Annotated in this window: 13 protein-coding genes; 10 read left to right on the top strand and 3 right to left on the bottom strand. The window is 72.2% G+C overall.

The genetic code is table 11. The annotated features are described in order from the left end of the window. Positions 1-151: 151 nt before the first annotated feature. The 8 genes from OG202_RS07835 (at position 152) to OG202_RS07800 (ending at position 7,629) form a co-directional block, all read left to right on the top strand. Positions 152-1,156: an ATP-binding cassette domain-containing protein gene (locus OG202_RS07835; protein WP_328222547.1), complete on the top strand. Its 1,005-nt coding sequence runs from the start codon at positions 152-154 to the stop codon at positions 1,154-1,156. Then, positions 1,153-1,944: an ABC transporter permease gene (locus tag OG202_RS07830; protein ID WP_327730819.1), complete on the top strand. Its 792-nt coding sequence runs from the start codon at positions 1,153-1,155 to the stop codon at positions 1,942-1,944. Before OG202_RS07835 ends, OG202_RS07830 begins: the two co-directional genes overlap by 4 nt. 129 nt (positions 1,945-2,073) lie before the next feature. Then, positions 2,074-2,319, top strand: coding sequence for a hypothetical protein (locus OG202_RS07825; protein WP_328222546.1), 246 nt, complete (start codon positions 2,074-2,076; stop codon positions 2,317-2,319). Further along, positions 2,316-3,455 (top strand): Tn3 family transposase, encoded by a 1,140-nt coding sequence (locus OG202_RS07820; RefSeq protein WP_328222545.1) that lies wholly within the window; start codon positions 2,316-2,318, stop codon positions 3,453-3,455. Before OG202_RS07825 ends, OG202_RS07820 begins: the two co-directional genes overlap by 4 nt. Positions 3,456-3,576: 121 nt before the next feature. Further along, the gene (locus OG202_RS07815; RefSeq protein ID WP_326584417.1) at positions 3,577-3,999 is read left to right on the top strand and encodes a maleylpyruvate isomerase family mycothiol-dependent enzyme; all 423 of its coding nucleotides are present in this window, start codon (positions 3,577-3,579) and stop codon (positions 3,997-3,999) included. 168 nt (positions 4,000-4,167) lie between these two features. Beyond that, positions 4,168-4,809, top strand: coding sequence for a DUF6629 family protein (locus OG202_RS07810; protein WP_326584418.1), 642 nt, complete (start codon positions 4,168-4,170; stop codon positions 4,807-4,809). Between the two features lie 136 nt (positions 4,810-4,945). Continuing rightward, positions 4,946-5,953, top strand: coding sequence for a GNAT family N-acetyltransferase (locus tag OG202_RS07805; protein WP_328224661.1), 1,008 nt, complete (start codon positions 4,946-4,948; stop codon positions 5,951-5,953). 170 nt (positions 5,954-6,123) lie between these two features. Further along, on the top strand, positions 6,124-7,629 hold the full coding sequence (locus OG202_RS07800) for a glycoside hydrolase family 3 N-terminal domain-containing protein (RefSeq protein WP_327730821.1): 1,506 nt from the start codon (positions 6,124-6,126) through the stop codon (positions 7,627-7,629). A 274-nt stretch (positions 7,630-7,903) separates the two neighbouring features. Here OG202_RS07800 and OG202_RS07795 read toward each other — a convergent pair whose 3' ends face one another. After that, positions 7,904-8,935 (bottom strand): glycoside hydrolase 5 family protein, encoded by a 1,032-nt coding sequence (locus tag OG202_RS07795; protein ID WP_443052224.1) that lies wholly within the window; start codon positions 8,933-8,935, stop codon positions 7,904-7,906. 283 nt (positions 8,936-9,218) lie between these two features. Here OG202_RS07795 and OG202_RS07790 point away from each other — a divergent pair, with 283 nt between their 5' ends. After that, positions 9,219-10,283 (top strand): BadF/BadG/BcrA/BcrD ATPase family protein, encoded by a 1,065-nt coding sequence (locus OG202_RS07790; protein ID WP_443052223.1) that lies wholly within the window; start codon positions 9,219-9,221, stop codon positions 10,281-10,283. Positions 10,284-10,578: 295 nt separating this feature from the next. Beyond that, positions 10,579-12,951 carry a glycoside hydrolase family 3 N-terminal domain-containing protein gene (locus tag OG202_RS07785; protein ID WP_327730822.1) on the top strand — a complete coding sequence of 791 codons (2,373 nt, stop codon included), beginning with the start codon at positions 10,579-10,581 and terminating at the stop codon, positions 12,949-12,951. Here the strand turns inward: OG202_RS07785 and OG202_RS07780 are convergent. Next, positions 12,915-13,829, bottom strand: a complete 915-nt coding sequence (locus OG202_RS07780; protein ID WP_326584421.1) for a carbohydrate ABC transporter permease — start codon at positions 13,827-13,829, stop codon at positions 12,915-12,917. The genes OG202_RS07785 and OG202_RS07780 overlap by 37 nt on opposite strands. Further along, positions 13,826-14,845: a carbohydrate ABC transporter permease gene (locus OG202_RS07775; RefSeq protein WP_326584422.1), complete on the bottom strand. Its 1,020-nt coding sequence runs from the start codon at positions 14,843-14,845 to the stop codon at positions 13,826-13,828. Before OG202_RS07775 ends, OG202_RS07780 begins: the two co-directional genes overlap by 4 nt. Position 14,846 lies beyond the last annotated feature (1 nt).

Here is a 14,846-nt window from a genome sequence, read left to right as displayed (position 1 = left end):
GCCCGCACGCGCGGTTCGTTCGCCTCGGCACGGCGCGAATAGATGCGGGCCGACCGGCCACCAGATGCCGCCGCAGATCCTGCCCACCGAGGTGGTCGAGCAGGTCTCCGGCGGCGGGTCGCTCCACACCATTTTCCGAAGGGAAGTCACCATGCCTTCATCTGTCATGCCCACATGCAGGCAGGATGACGGTCACCCGTCGCCGCCGACCGCCGTCTCCGCCGTAGGGCTACGCAAGTCGTACGGCGACAAGACCGTCCTCGACGGCATCGATCTGCGCATCCCGGCCGGGTCCGTGTTCGCGCTGCTCGGCCCGAACGGCGCCGGCAAGACCACCGCCGTCAAGATCCTGTCCACGCTCATCACCGCCGACGCCGGTGACCTGCACGTCGGCGGGCACAACCTGGCCGCCGACCCACAGGCGGTCCGTGCCGCAATCGGTGTCACCGGGCAGTTCTCCGCCGTTGACGGCCTGATCACCGGCGAGGAGAACATGCTCCTCATGGCGGACCTGCACCACCTGTCCAAGAGCGAGGGACGACGGGTCGCCGCCGAACTCCTGGAGCGCTTCGACCTGGCAGAGGCCGCGAAGAAGCCCGCCTCGACCTACTCCGGCGGTATGAAGCGCCGCCTCGACCTCGCGATGACGCTGGTCGCCAACCCGCGGATCATCTTCCTCGACGAGCCGACGACAGGGCTCGACCCACGCTCCCGCCACAACATGTGGGGCATCATCCGCGGCCTCGTCTCCGACGGCGTCACCGTCTTCCTCACCACCCAGTACCTGGAGGAGGCCGACGAACTCGCCGACCGCATCGCCGTGTTGAACGACGGCAAGATCGCCGCCGAGGGCACCGCCGAGGAGCTCAAACGGCTCATCCCGGGCGGGCACATCCGGCTCCGCTTCACCGACCCGGTCGCGTACCAGTCCGCCGCTGACGCCCTGCGCGAAATCACCCGGGACGACGAGGCACTGTCGCTGTCCATCCCCAGCGACGGTAGTCAGCGCGAACTGCGCTCCATTCTCGACTGGCTCGACTCCGTCGGCATCGAGGCCGACGAGCTGACCGTACATACCCCCGACCTCGACGACGTGTTCTTCGCCCTGACCGGCCCAGCCAACGTCCCCAACCAGCCCAAGGAGAACGTGCGATGAGCTCCCTCTCGCTCGCTGTACGCGACTCGAACACGATGCTGCGCCGCAACCTCCTGCACGCATGGCGCTACCCGTCCGGGACCCTGAACCTGCTGCTCACACCGATCATGATGCTGCTGCTCTTCGTCTACATCTTCGGCGACGTGATGAGCGCCGGGATCGGTGGCGGCGGCGCGGACCGCTCCGACTACATCGCCTACATCGTCCCCGGTCTGCTGCTGATGACCGTCGGCAGCACCGTGATCGGGGCCGCGGTGTCCGTCTGCGTGGACATGACCCAGGGCCTCACCGCCCGCTTCCGCACGATGGCGATCTACCGGGGCTCTCTGCTCGTCGGGCATGTCGTCGGCGGCGTGCTGCAGTGCGTGATGAGCGTGGTCCTCGTCGGCGCCGTCGGGGTGGCGATGGGCTTCCGGTCCACGGACGCCACGGCACTGGAGTGGATCGCGGCGTTCGGGCTGATCACGCTGTTCGCCCTGGCACTCACCTGGATCGCCGTCGGGATGGGCGCGGCCAGTCCGAACCCCGAGGCGGCCGGCAATATGGCCATGCCGCTGATCCTCCTGCCGCTCATCTCCAGCGCCTTCATCCCGGCCGGTACGATGCCGGGCTGGTTCCAGCCGATCGCCGAGTACCAGCCCTTCACCCCTGCCATCGAAACCCTCCGCGGCCTCCTGCTCGACACCGAAATCGGCAACAACGGCTGGATCGCGGTCGTCTGGTGCGTCGGCCTGATCGCGCTCGGCTACCGCTGGTCGACGGCGCAGTTCAACCGCGACCCGAAGTAATCGAGACGACCGCACTGGCCGCCTCCCACACCTCATCTCGCCCCCTCCGCGCGCAGATCCGCACCCGTATGCCGGGCCGGTGGCGGGGCCGATCTCGGCCCTTGGCGGGCTGGCTCTGGCCCGATCTCGGTGCCTTGGGTCACCATCAGCGGCAAGCACCGCAACGGGGCGATCAAGTTCACCGACCCCGAGCCGCAGAAGGAGCCCAAGAACCTGCGCAAGCTCAAGAAGGCGATCCGCAAGAAGTGGGGCACCGTCGCCCTCATCGACATCCTCAAGGAAGCCGCCCTGCGCACCGGGATGCTCAAGGCCCTCGCCCCGTTGGCACCCGCGAGGCGATCGACGAGGCGAAGCTCCTGGAACGCCTGCTCTTGATCGCCTACGCGTACGGCACGAACTCCGGGATCGGCTCGGTCGCGGCGGGCGAGCACGGGCACAGCGAGGAAGAGCTCCGCTACACCGCCCGCCGCTACCTGACCGCCGTCGGCCTCAAGGCGGCCGGGGTGGAGATCGCGAACGCCACCTTCGCGGCCCGCTCCGAAGCGGTGTGGGGGCATGGCACCACCACAGTGGCCAGCGATTCCACACACTTTCAGGCGTGGGACCGGAACATCTTCACCGAGTGGCACTCCCGGTACGGGGGCCGCGGAGTGCTCGTGTACTGGCACATCGAAAAGGGCTCGATGGCCATTCACAGCCAGCTTCTGAACTGCACCGCCTCCGAGGTCGCCGCGGCGACCGAGGGCATGATGCGGCACGCGACCACGATGCAGACCGAGGGCAACTACGTCGATTCGCATGGCCAGTCGGAAATCGGGCTCGGACTGACGAGGTTCCTGGGCTACGACCTGCTGCACCGCATCAAGCAGATCAACAAGGTCAAGCTGTACCGGCCCGGCCGCGAGGACGAGGACAGCTACGAGCGCCTGGCCGACGCGATGACCCGCCCAATCCGCTGGGACGTCATCGAGAACAACTACGACCAGCGCATCAAGTACGCCACAGCGATCCGGGTCGGCACCGCCTCCACCGAGGCCATCCTGCGGCGCTTCACCCGCACCGCCTCCCACCCCGTCTACCAGGCAATGCTGGAGGTCGGCAAAGCCCAGAAGACCATCTTCGTCGCCCGCTACCTGCGCGACCGCGACCTCCAGCGCGAGATCCAAGAAGGGCTGAACGTCGTCGAGGGCTGGAACGGCGCCAACGACATCATCTTCTTCGGCAAGAGCAGCGAGCTCTCTTCCAACCGCCGTGACCAGCAAGAACTATCCGTCCTCGCGCTCCATCTCCTCCAGACCGCGCTCGTCTTCGTCAATACGCTGATGATCCAGGAGATGCTCGCCGATCCGGAGTGGGTGAACCTCCTGACTGAGGAGGACAAACGCGCCCTGACCTCGCTGTTCTGGATGCACCTCCAGCCCTATGGCGAGGTGCGGCTGAATATGGGCAGCCGCCTCCAGCTCGCTCAGCCCGTCCCCCAGGAACCGGAGCCCGAGCCGGCCGCGGCCTGACGCCAGCAAAACCACTCGGCCCCCACGCTACGTCCTGGCAAGGGGGCCGACCTTTGATCTGAAAGCTACTGGCGGGTTACTTCTCACCTGGTTCGCCGCTCGTTAACGGCACCCCAATCGGATGGAATGCGACTTCGCCCGGGAACGCGCAGGTCGGTTCGGGCCGGCCGAACTCGTCGCGCAGATCCGGGAGACGGCGGGTTCCTCCCGCCGCGCGCCCCTGGCCGCGCCGCTGGACCCGCTCGTCGACTTCCTCGTCCACGGCCAGGACATCGCGCGCCCCCTCGGGCGGGACCGCCCGATGCCGACGGAACAGGCCACCGCCGCGCTCGCCCACGTGGTGTCCAGCCCCTTCTACGGGGCACGCAAACGGCTGCGGGGCGTGCGACTGGTGGCGACCGACGCGGCCTGGTCGGCGGGAACCGGCCCCGACGAGGTCCGCGGACCGGTCGCCGACCTGCTCCTCCTGGCGACGGGACGCCTGGCGGGGCTCGCGGGCGTCTCCGGCCCGGGAACGGAGAAGCTCGCGGCCACACTGTCGTAGCCCCGTAGCCCCGTAGCCCCGTAGCCCCGTAGCCCCGTAGCCCCGTAGCCCCGTAGCCCCGTAGCCCCGTAGCCCCGTAGCCCGGTGCCCCCGTGTCGTCCCGGGAAGGTCCGTCGGGAGCGACGTAGCGTGGCCCGCGCAGACGACGGTCGACCCCATGGTGGCGCGATGTGCTGGAGTGCGACGGCCGATCTCGTGGCGGGCGTCGGTGTCACCGCTGTCGGGGTGGCCTGTGTGGCGCTGGTGCGCACTGGTCGGGACCTGCCGCTCGCCGCGTTGCCGTTGCTGCTCGGGACCCACCAGATCGTGGAGTCGGTGGTCTGGTCCTCGGACGGAGGCAGTGGACCCGCCACCGTCGCCTGGGCCGTCGTCGCACTGCCGCTGCTGGCCCTGTGGGTACCGGTGGGCGTGTGGTGCGCGGCCCCGCCGCACGCCCGGACCCGGCTTGCCGTGCTGCTCGCGGTCGGGGCCGCGACCGCCGTACCGCTCGCCCACGGCCTCGCCACGGGCCCGGTGACGGCCGAGATCCGTGGCCACACCGTCGGCTACACGATCGACCTGTCGCACCCGGTGCTCCTCGTCGCGGGCTACCTCCTCGCCACCGTCGGCTCCCTGCTCCTCTCCGGAGACCGCAGGCTCGTGGTGCTCGGGTTCCTGGCCGCCGTCGGTGCCGTGATCAGCTGGACCCTGTGGCGGATGGAGTTCGTCTCGACCTGGTGCGCCTTCGCCGCCCTGTGCTCGGTGGTGCTGTTCGGCTGGGTGCGCGCACGGGCGAGGCTTCCTCGCCGCCGTTCCGTCACCTGGCCGTAGAGCGGCGGGAGCCTCCGCGCCGTAGAGCGGCGGGAGCCTCAGAGCCGTAGAGCGGCGGGAGCCTCAGAGCCGTAGAGCGGCGGGAGCCTCAGAAAGGCGATTGACAGGGCATTTGCGGGTACGAGAGATCTTGGCCATGGATGTGGAGCGCTATGCCTGCCGGCCGTACCGGGGCCAGGAAGACCATGACGCGATGGCCGCCGTACGGCTGGGCTGCGCGGAGCGGGACCGGGTCGACGCCGGGTCGGTCGTGGAGGGGCTCCCGACGGCCGCCGAGATCGCGGAGTCCTGCGCCGAGTTGGAAGACCCTCACGGGAACCAGATCCTGGTGGAGTACGAGGGCCAGTGCCAGGGCCAGGGCGAAGGCCGCGTCGTCGGCTACGCGACGATCAGGTGGTGGGAGGAGCGGGACGGGACGTGGCTGTACCTGCACCGTGGCTATGTGCTGCCCCGGCATCGCGGCCGGGGCATCGGTTCGGCCATGCTCGACTGGGCCGAGAACCGCATTCGCCGGCTCGTGCGGGAGCACGGCACCGCCCGGCGGGCCGTGTTCGGCGCGAACGCCACGGCCGGTGAGGCGGACGCGACGGCGTTGCTGCTGGCCGGCGGTTACCGGAGGGTCTTCAGCCTGGTGGAGCTGAAGCTGGCCGACCTCCGACGACTGCCCGAGGCCAAGCCACTGCCGACCGGTGTCCGACTCGGCGCCGTGGGGCCGGGGGACCATCGCGCCGCATGGGAGGCGGTCGTCGACTCCTATGCGGACGCCGCCTTCACCCAGAGGTGGACGTACGAGAGGTTCCTCGCCACGGCCGACCCGACCTGCTGGCGAGCCGCCTGGGACGGGGACCGGATGGCCGGGGTCGCTCTGTGTTCCGTCCGCCGGCGGGACGGCGCGGTGGGCGAGGTCGAGGAGTTGAGCGTCCGGGCGGAGTCGCGACGGCTGGGGCTCGGCCGGGCCCTGCTGCTCGACGGGCTGCGCTGCCTCCGCGAGCACGGCGCCGAGACCGCGCGCCTCTACACCGGGACCGCCAATCCGCACCGCTCCTACGACCTCTACGAGAGCGTCGGGTTCCGCCGCCGGAGTGAGTACGTCCGTTACCGCAAGCCGGTCGAGGCCTCAGCGGCAACGGCGATCGAGGCCTGAGCGGCAACCGCGATCGAGGCCTGAGCGGCAACCGCGATCGAGACCTCAGCGGCAACAGCGGCCGGGAGCTGAGCGGCGAAGGCGGTGCCACTCCCGCCTGCCCAGGTTTGGTGAATCATTCATCCACCGAGCTGTTGACTTTCGGCTTGGTCAGCCAGAGGATTTCGGAGGTGAAACACACCGCCGCCGGGCCGGTCGGCCCGGTCCTCCCCGCGGCCCTCGACGAGGCAGCCCACCGCTGCCTCGTCGCGGGCTTCGACGGTACGACGACCGTCCCCGACACCCTGAAACGGCTGATCGACCGCGGACTCGGCGGGGTCATCCTGTTCACCCGCAATATCCGCGACGCCGACCAGGTCCGCGAACTCACCGGCGTGCTGCGGATGTTGCGTCCGGACCTGCTGGTCGCCATCGACAACGAGGGCGGCGGCATCGGCCATCTGGTCGCCGCGGGCGCCCCGGAGGTGCCCGGCTCATGGGCGCTCGGTGCCGCCGACGACCCCCGGCTGACCGCTGCCTGCGCCGACGCCCTCGCCGGACACCTGCTCTCGCTCGGCATCACCGCCTCCTACGCCCCCGTCGCCGACGTCCAGAGCCGGCCCGAGAACCCGATCGTGCGCACCCGCGCCTTCGGCGGCGACCCCGAACTGGTCTCCCGGCATCTGCGTGCCTGGATCGAGGCCACCGAGGCACGCGGTGTCGCCTCCTGCGCCAAGCACTTCCCCGGCCACGGCGGGACCGTCACCGACAGCCATCACGAGCTGGCGGTCGACCCACGGCCGTACGAGCGACTCGACCTCGCGCCCTTCCGGGCCGCCGTCGACGCGGGCGTGCCCATGCTGATGAGCGCCCACGTCGTCTTTCCGGCCCTCGACCCCGACCTGCCCGCCACCCTCAGCCCGCGCATCCTCTCCGAACTGCTGCGCGGCGAGCTCGGCTTCGACGGCGTCCTCGTCAGCGACGCGCTGGAGATGAAGGCCATCGCCGACCGCTACGGCGAGGCGGCCGGCGCCCGGCTCGCGCTCGCCGCCGGAGCGGACCAGGTCATCGTCGCCGTACCCGACCTGGAGGTCACCCTCGCCTGCCGCGATGCCGTGCTCGACGCCCTGCGGACGGGCGACCTCGCCGAGGAGCGCGTGGTCGAGGCCGCGGAACGGGTGCAACGGCTGGCGCTGCGGTACGCGGTGCCGTACCGGCCGGGTGCCGTGGCCGTGTGGGACGCGGACGCCGGGCTGACGGCGGCGCGGCGGGCCGTGCGGAGCGGGGGGCCATTGCCGGAACCGGTGCCGGAACCGGTGCCGGGCGCCCATGTTGTCGACTGCTTCCCGCCCCCGCATCCCGCCCTCAACTGGGGCGGCGAGGATCTGCTGACCGAGGTCCGTGCCCTCGATCCGACCGCCACGGGGACGGCGGTCGCCGGGGAGCCCGACGACAACGGGGCCCTCGTGGGGAAGGTGCTGCGGGCCGCCGAGGGGCGGCCCCTGGTCGTCGCCCTGTGCGATGCGGAGCTGTACCCCTGGCAAGGGCGTCTACGGGACGCGTTGCTGGCGGGACGGCCGGATGCGCTGGTGGTCTCGACCGGGTTGCCGGAAGCGGGCGGTGCGCTTGCCGCGCACGGGAGGGGACGGGTGAATCTGCGGGCGGTGGCCGAGGTTCTGGCGGGGCGGATGTCCTGACAGGGGTGGACGCCCCTGGAGGCTGACGCCCTGGCGCGGGCGGATCCTGGGTGCCGACGGACGCCCTGACGGACGCCCAGACGGGGAGGTGGGCCGGAGCCGGTTCCCCTGTCGTCCGGTGCCCCGGCCCCGACCGTCCGGTGCTCCGCCCCCGCCCCCGCCCCCGCCCCCGGCGCCTCGCCCCGCCTCCCGCCAGCCAGCACCCCGCCTCCCGCCTCCCAGGGCTTCGGCCCCCGCTTCCGTCCACCGGCGCCCGAGCCCGCGCCCGCCTGCCTCACTGCCCCCCGATCAGCTCCGTGACCCCCCTCGCCGCGAGATACGCCGTGTCCTCCGCGCGCTCCGCCAGGACCACCGCCGGGTGGGTGCCCTCCTGCCGCAGACGCATCCAGGCGTCGAAGAAGGCGCCGCCGGGGCCGGAGACCGAGCGCGTGGACGGGGTGCAGTCCAGGACCAGGGCCGTCGTGCGGGGGGCGGGCGTGGCGGCGGCGGTGCGGAGCTCGGCCACCGTCGTGGACAGGGCGTCCGCGATCGGCTTGGGGCGGCCCGAGGAGTCGAACAGGCCGAGTGTGTACTCCAGTTCCGGGAAGTCGGCCAGGGAACGGTCGACATCGTGCGAGCACCACCAGGTGACGCCCCACAGGCGGGCGCAGCCGGCCGCGTTGAGCAGGGTCGCGCGGGCGAAGTCGGGGGCGTCGCCCGCCGGGATGTGCGGCTCGGGGGCGCCGGTCTCCTGGACCCAGACCGGGCGCGCCGGGTCGGTGGCGTAGGCGGCGGCCAGTTCCGTGCCGTACTCCGCGAGGTGGTGCACCTGCGGTGAGCGCGGGCCGTAGCGGCGGGCGCAGTCCGCGGAGAAGACCCAGGGGTGGACGGTGGTGAGGTCGCCCTTGCGGGCGGAGGCCTCGGGGGTGAAGGGATGGTCGTCGCCGTACCAGGCGGCGTCGTACGCCGAGTGCGTGACCAGGCCGGCGCCCTCGCCGAGCCCGTCCCGGGCGGCGGCCAGCAGGGCGTCGAGGTAGCGGTCGACCTCGGCCACGGAGACCGGATTGTGCTCGACCAGGTTGTTGAGCTCGTTGCCGAGCTGGAGGCCGATGACGTGGGGGTGGCCGGACAGGGCGCCGCCGAGCGTGCGCAGCAGCAGGGCCTGGGCCTCGATCGCCTCGGGGTCGGAGAAGACGTTCCGGTGGTGCCAGCCGCGCGTCCACTCCGGGTAGAAGTCGAAGCTCGACAGATGGCCCTGGACGCCGTCCACGAGGACGTCCAGACCGCACTCGCCGGCCAGGTCCACCAGGTGGACGAGCTGGTCCACGGCCGACGCCCGGACCAGGGTGCGGTTGGGCTGGAGCAGCGGCCAGAGGTGGAAGACCCGGACGTGGTCCAGGCCCAGCCCGGCGATCTGTGCCAGGTCCTCGCGCGCGAGCCCTGGATCGAAGTCGTGCCAGGCGTGGAACCAGCCCCGGCGTGGGGTGTAGTTGACCCCGAAACGGAGCGCGGGCGCGGGCGAGGGCGGCGTGCTGATGGCGTCCTCCTCAGGAGATGGACCTTGTGTCCGGCGAATGTATCAACCACCATGGACGGCAATGAATAGTGATTTGAACCAAGCTTTGGCGGATTCTCCGGCTGCCGGGGAATCCGCGGTCGCCGCGCCTTCCCCCGCCTACGTGGTCGGTCTCGACGCCGGCGGCACCCGTACCCGTGCGGTCCTCGCCGACCTGGGAGACGGGCGGGTCCGGGGCGAGGGGACGGCGGGGCCGGGCAACTCGCTGACCGTGCCCGGGCCGGCGCTCGCCGACCACCTCGCCGAGGCCGTCGGGCAGGCCGTGCCCGACGGACTGCGCGGGCGGGTGGTCGCGGTGGCGGGCGGTTTCGCGGGGGCCGGTCACCAGGCCCAGGGCGCCGACGAGCCCGGCCGGGTACGGGCCCGGGCCGCCCTGTCCGCCGCGCTCGCCCGGCTCGGTATCACCGCCGCCGCGGTCGGCGTCCACAGCGACATCGAGACGACGTTCGCCGCGGCCCCCGGCCACCCCGCCGACGGGCTCGTCCTCGTGGCCGGCACCGGCGCGGTCGCGGCCCGGATCGCCGGACGGGTGCCGACCGCGACCTCGGGCGGTGACGGCTGGCTCCTCGGAGACGACGGCGGCGGCTTCTGGATCGGCCGCGCGGCCGTGCGGGCGGCCCTGCGCGCGGCCGACGGCCGCAGCGGGCCCACCGCGCTCGTCCTGGCCGTCGGCCGGGACCTCGGGCTGCCGACGGAGGTTCTGCCGCCGGAGGGCTACGGAGCCACCGGCGCCGTCGCGTGGAGCGCCGAGCGGCGCACCGCCTACCGTGCCCGGCTGCTGCCCGCCGTCATGGACCGGTCGCCCGTCCGCCTGGCCGACCACGCGCCCGCGGTGGTGCGGACCGCGGAGGAGAAGGACGCCGTCGCCGCGCGGATCCTCCAGGAGGCCGCCCGCCGCCTGGCCGAGACCGTCTCGGCCCTGGCACCCCGCCCGGACGAACCCCTCGTCGCCACGGGCGGCCTGCTCGCCCCGAACGGCCCCCTGTTGTCCCCGCTGACCGAACGCCTGGCCCCGCTCGGACTCGCCGTCACCCCGGTGTCGGACGGCTCCCCGGGCGCCGTCGCCCTGGCCCGCCTCGCCCACGCCACGGGCGGCTGAACCACTCGGCCCGCCCGACGGCCAAACGATCGCCCGAAGACCGCCCGACGGCCGCCAAACGATCGCCCGAGATCGCCCGGCGCCCCTCCGATGACTGCCCGAGACCGCCCGGCAACCCGCACGACGGCTCTACGACGACCGCGGCGACGACCGTGACCACACCCTCACGCCGACGCGGCCCGACTCCCACACCGACAAAACCCACCCCCCGACAAAACCCACCCCCCGACAAAGCCCGTCCCCGACAAAGCCTCTCCGCCCACCAGGCCCTCCCCCCCGCCGACAAGGACGACCCATGCCCCCTCAGGACCGGACGGTCGCCCCGGCCGCCGCCCCCGCGCAGCCCCCGTACCTCGACCCGGCCGCCCCCCTCGACACCCGCGTCGCCGACCTTCTGTCCCGCATGACCCGGCGCGAGAAGGTCGGCCAGCTCAACCAGCGGATGTACGGCTGGGACGCCTACCGCCGTACCCGGGACGGAGACTTCGAACTCACCGACGCCCTGTACGCCGAGACCGAGCGCTTCGCGGGCCTCGGCGCCCTCTACGGTCTGATGCGCGCCGACGCCTGGTCCGGCGTCGACCACGGCCACGGACCCGGGGCCGACGACAGCGCCGACCTCGCCGACCTGGTCCAGCGCCACGTCCTGGAACGCAGCCGCCTGCGCATCCCCGCCCTGTTCGTCGAGGAGGTCCCGCACGGCCACATGGCCCTCGACGGCACGGTCCTTCCCGTCAACCTGGCCGTCGGCGCCACCTGGGACCCCGCCCTGTTCGAGCGGGCCGCCGCGCATGCCGCCGCCGAACTCCGTGCCCGCGGCGGCCACGTGGCCCTCGTCTCCGCGCTGGACATCGCCCGGGACCCGCGCTGGGGCCGTACCGAGGAGTGCTTCGGCGAGGACCCGTACCTCGCGGCCCGGTTGACGGAGGCACTCGTCCGCGGAATGCAGGGCGTGGAGGGAGCGGAGGGTGCGGAGGGTCCGGGGGGAGCGGAGGGTCCGGGGGAAGCGGGGGGAGCGGGGGGAACACCGGGCATGGACGGATCCTTCGCCCCCGACCGCGCCCCCGTCGTCCTCAAACACTTCGCCGGCCAGGGCGCGACGGTCGGCGGCCGCAACTCCGCCGAGTCCGAACTGGGTCTTCGCGAGCTGCGCGAGATCCACCTCCCGGCCGCCCGCGCCGGAGTCCGGGCCGGCGCCGCCGCCGTCATGGCCGCCTACAACGAGGTCGACGGCCTGCCCTGCTCCGGCAACCGCGCCCTCCTCACCGGCCTGCTCCGGGACCGCTGGGGCTTCGAGGGGCTGGTCATGGCCGACGGACTCGCCGTGGACCGCCTCGCCCGCATCACCGGTGACAAGGTCTCCGCAGGCGCCCTCGCCCTCGACGCCGGGATCGACCTCAGCCTCTGGGACGAGGGCTTCACGCACCTGGCGGAGGCCGTCGAACGGGGCCTGGTGAGCGAGACCGCGCTGGACGCCGCCGTCGCCCGGGTCCTGCGCCTGAAGTTCCGCCTCGGCCTGTTCGAGAACCCCTACGCGCGGCGCGCGTCGATCCCCGAGCACACCGGGCGCGCCCTGAGCACCGACCTCTCCCGCGCCTGCGTCACCCTCCTCCACAACCCGACCGGCGTGCTGCCCATCGGCCCCTCGGTACGCCGTGTCGCCGTGCTCGGCCCGCACGCCGCCACCACCGCCCACCAACTCGGCGACTACACCGCCCCGCAGCGCCCCGGCACCGGCGAGAGCGTCCTCGACGCCCTGCGTCGGCTCGCCCCGCCCGGCACGGACGTCCGCCACGCCGAGGGCGCGGCCCTCACCGGCGCCGACCGCGCCCGCATCCCGGCCGCGGTCGCCGAGGCCGCGGCGGCCGACCTGGCCGTGCTCGTGCTGGGCGGCAGCAGTGCCCGCACGCCCGACACGGAGTTCGACGCCAACGGGGCAGCGCGGACCGTCGTGTCCGAGATGACCTGCGGCGAGGGCGTCGACCTCGCGGGGCTGCGCCTGGGGGAGGCCCAGCACGCGCTGCTGGACGCGGTCGTCGCGACGGGGACGCCGACGGCGGTCGTCCTGATCCAGGGCCGTCCGCACGTGGTACCCGACACGGCGGGCGCGCTGCTCACCGCCTGGTACCCGGGCCCGTGGGGCGGCGCCGCGATCGCCGAGGTACTGCTGGGACTCGCGGAACCCACGGGCCGACTGCCCGTCTCGGTGCCGCGCTCGGCGGCCCAACTCCCGGTCCACTACAACCACAAGGACACCGAGTACGGCGCCTACGTGGACGAGAGCGCCGAGCCGCTCCACTCCTTCGGGCACGGGCTGTCGTACACGAGTTTCGCGTACGGCACGCCACGCCTGTCCGGGTCCGCCGTCGAGGTCGACGTCACCAACACGGGGAATCGGCACGGGCGTACGGTCGTCCAGGTGTACCTGCGCCGGCTGATCACTCCCGTATGGCCGCGCACCCTCGAACTGTGCGCGTTCGAGGGCGTCGGCCTGGCGCCGGGGCAGCGCCGTACGGTCTCCCTGTCCTTCGACGTGCCCACGGGGGTCGGCGCCGTCGAGATCCGCGTCGCCCGGTCGGCACGAGAGGCGCTCACCGTCCTACCCCTGGTCCTGGACCTGAGGGAGCGGCCTCAGAGCTTGACGGCCCCGGAGGACACCCCCTTGTAGAACCACCGCTGGGTGATCACGAACAGCACCAGCACCGGGATCACGGAGATCACCGAGCCCGCCATCACCATCCGCTGGTCGTAGCCGAAGGAGGAGGATTGCAGACGGGCGAGGCCCAGGGTGAGGGTGAAGTGGTCCTCGGTGCGCAGCACGATCAGCGGCCAGAGGAAGTCGTCCCAGGCGCTGATGAAGGTGTTGATGGTGACGACGAGGATCGCTCCCCACGCGGACGGCAGATACAGATACCGGAACCGCTTCCACTCGCCCGCCCCGTCCAGCATCGCCGCGTCCTCGATCTCACGCGGCACGGCGAGGAACGCGGCCCGCATGATGAGGACGTTGATGGCGGCGACGAAGCCGGGCAGCCAGACGCCCGCCACGTTGTCGAGCAGGCCGAGGTCCCGGATGCTGAGGAACAGCGAGACCATGATCGACTCGAAGGGGAACATCATGGACGCCATCAGCAGCACCCAGACCAGCTTGCGGCCCTTCCAGCTCGGCTTGGAGAGCATGTAGCCGGCGAGCGTGGAGAACACCAGCTGGCTCGTGACCGACAGCGCGACGACGGCCATGCTGTTGCCGATGTATGTCCACACCGGGACCTGCGCGAACACCTCGCGGTAGGCGCGCAGCGTCGGGTCGCTCGGGAAGAGGGAGGCGTTCTCGCCGAACACGTCCTCGCCTACGCCCTTCAGCGACGACAGCAGCTGCCACAGCAGCGGGCCGACAGTGATGCCGAGGACGAACAGCAACAGCAGGTAGCGGACGACGAGTTCGCGCGGCCGGCCGTAGTCCCGCCAGCGCGGCATCAGGCGCCGCCGCTTCTCCACCCCGGGCACGGCCGCCGCCGTCCGCTGCTCCTTCACGGCGGTGGTCATGACGCGTCCTCCTTCGTCAGGCGCTGTGCGAGCAGGGTGAGGCCCAGGGTGAGGACGAAGAGGGCGACGCTGACCGCCGAGCCGTAGCCGGCGTTGCCGGTGAGCGGGTCGAGGGCGACGTCCCGGATGTAGAAGGGGAGGGTGCGGTCGGCGCCACCGGGGCCGCCGGTGGCGCCGCCGAGCATGTAGATCTCGGTGAACACCCGCAGCGAGCCGATGCCGGTGAGGGTGCCGACCAGCATCATCGAGGTGCGGACACCGGGCATCGTGACGTGCCAGAAGCGGCGGATCGCGCCCGCGCCGTCGACCGCGGCGGCCTCGTGCAGTTCCTTCGGTACGTTCCCCAGCGCGGCCAGGTAGAAGATCATGTACCAGCCGAGGCCCTTCCACAGGGTGAGCCCCATCGCGCACAGCAGGATCAGCCAGGAGTCCGAGAGGAACGGGATCGCCGACCGGATGATGTGGGCCTTCTGCAGCCAGGTGTTGACCAGGCCCTGGTCGCTGAGCAGCCACTGCCAGCTCAGGCCCACGACCACGCTGGAGGCGAGGACCGGGGTGTAGAAGGCGGAGCGGAAGAAGCCGATGCCCGGCAGGTTCTTCTCCACCAGCACGGCCAGCATCAGCGGCAGCAGCACCATCAGGGGGACCACGATCAGCGCGTACAGCACGCTGTTGCGGGTGGCGAGCCAGAAGTCGGCGTCGCCCAGCATCCGCGTGTAGTTGTCCAGGCCCACGAACGAGGCGGCGCCGCCGAGCGGTTTGGCGTCGGTGAACGACAGCAGGAGCGTGTTCAGGAACGGGTACAGACCGAAGACGGTGACGCCGATGATCGCCGGTGACATCCACAGCCACGGCAGCCACCAGCGGCGGTACAGCGCGGCGCCGCCCGCATCGGCGGTGGGGCCCGGCCTGAGGGCCCGCAACGGGCGGCGCCGGCCGCTCGGTGCCCCGGACCGGGGGTCGCGGGCGGAGACCGCGACCCCCGAGCCCTTGGTGGGGGGAGAAAGGGTGGTCATA

It is taken from the genome of Streptomyces sp. NBC_00310, assembly GCF_036208085.1.
Taxonomy (GTDB): domain Bacteria; phylum Actinomycetota; class Actinomycetes; order Streptomycetales; family Streptomycetaceae; genus Streptomyces.
This window is presented reverse-complemented; position numbering and strand designations above follow the sequence as displayed.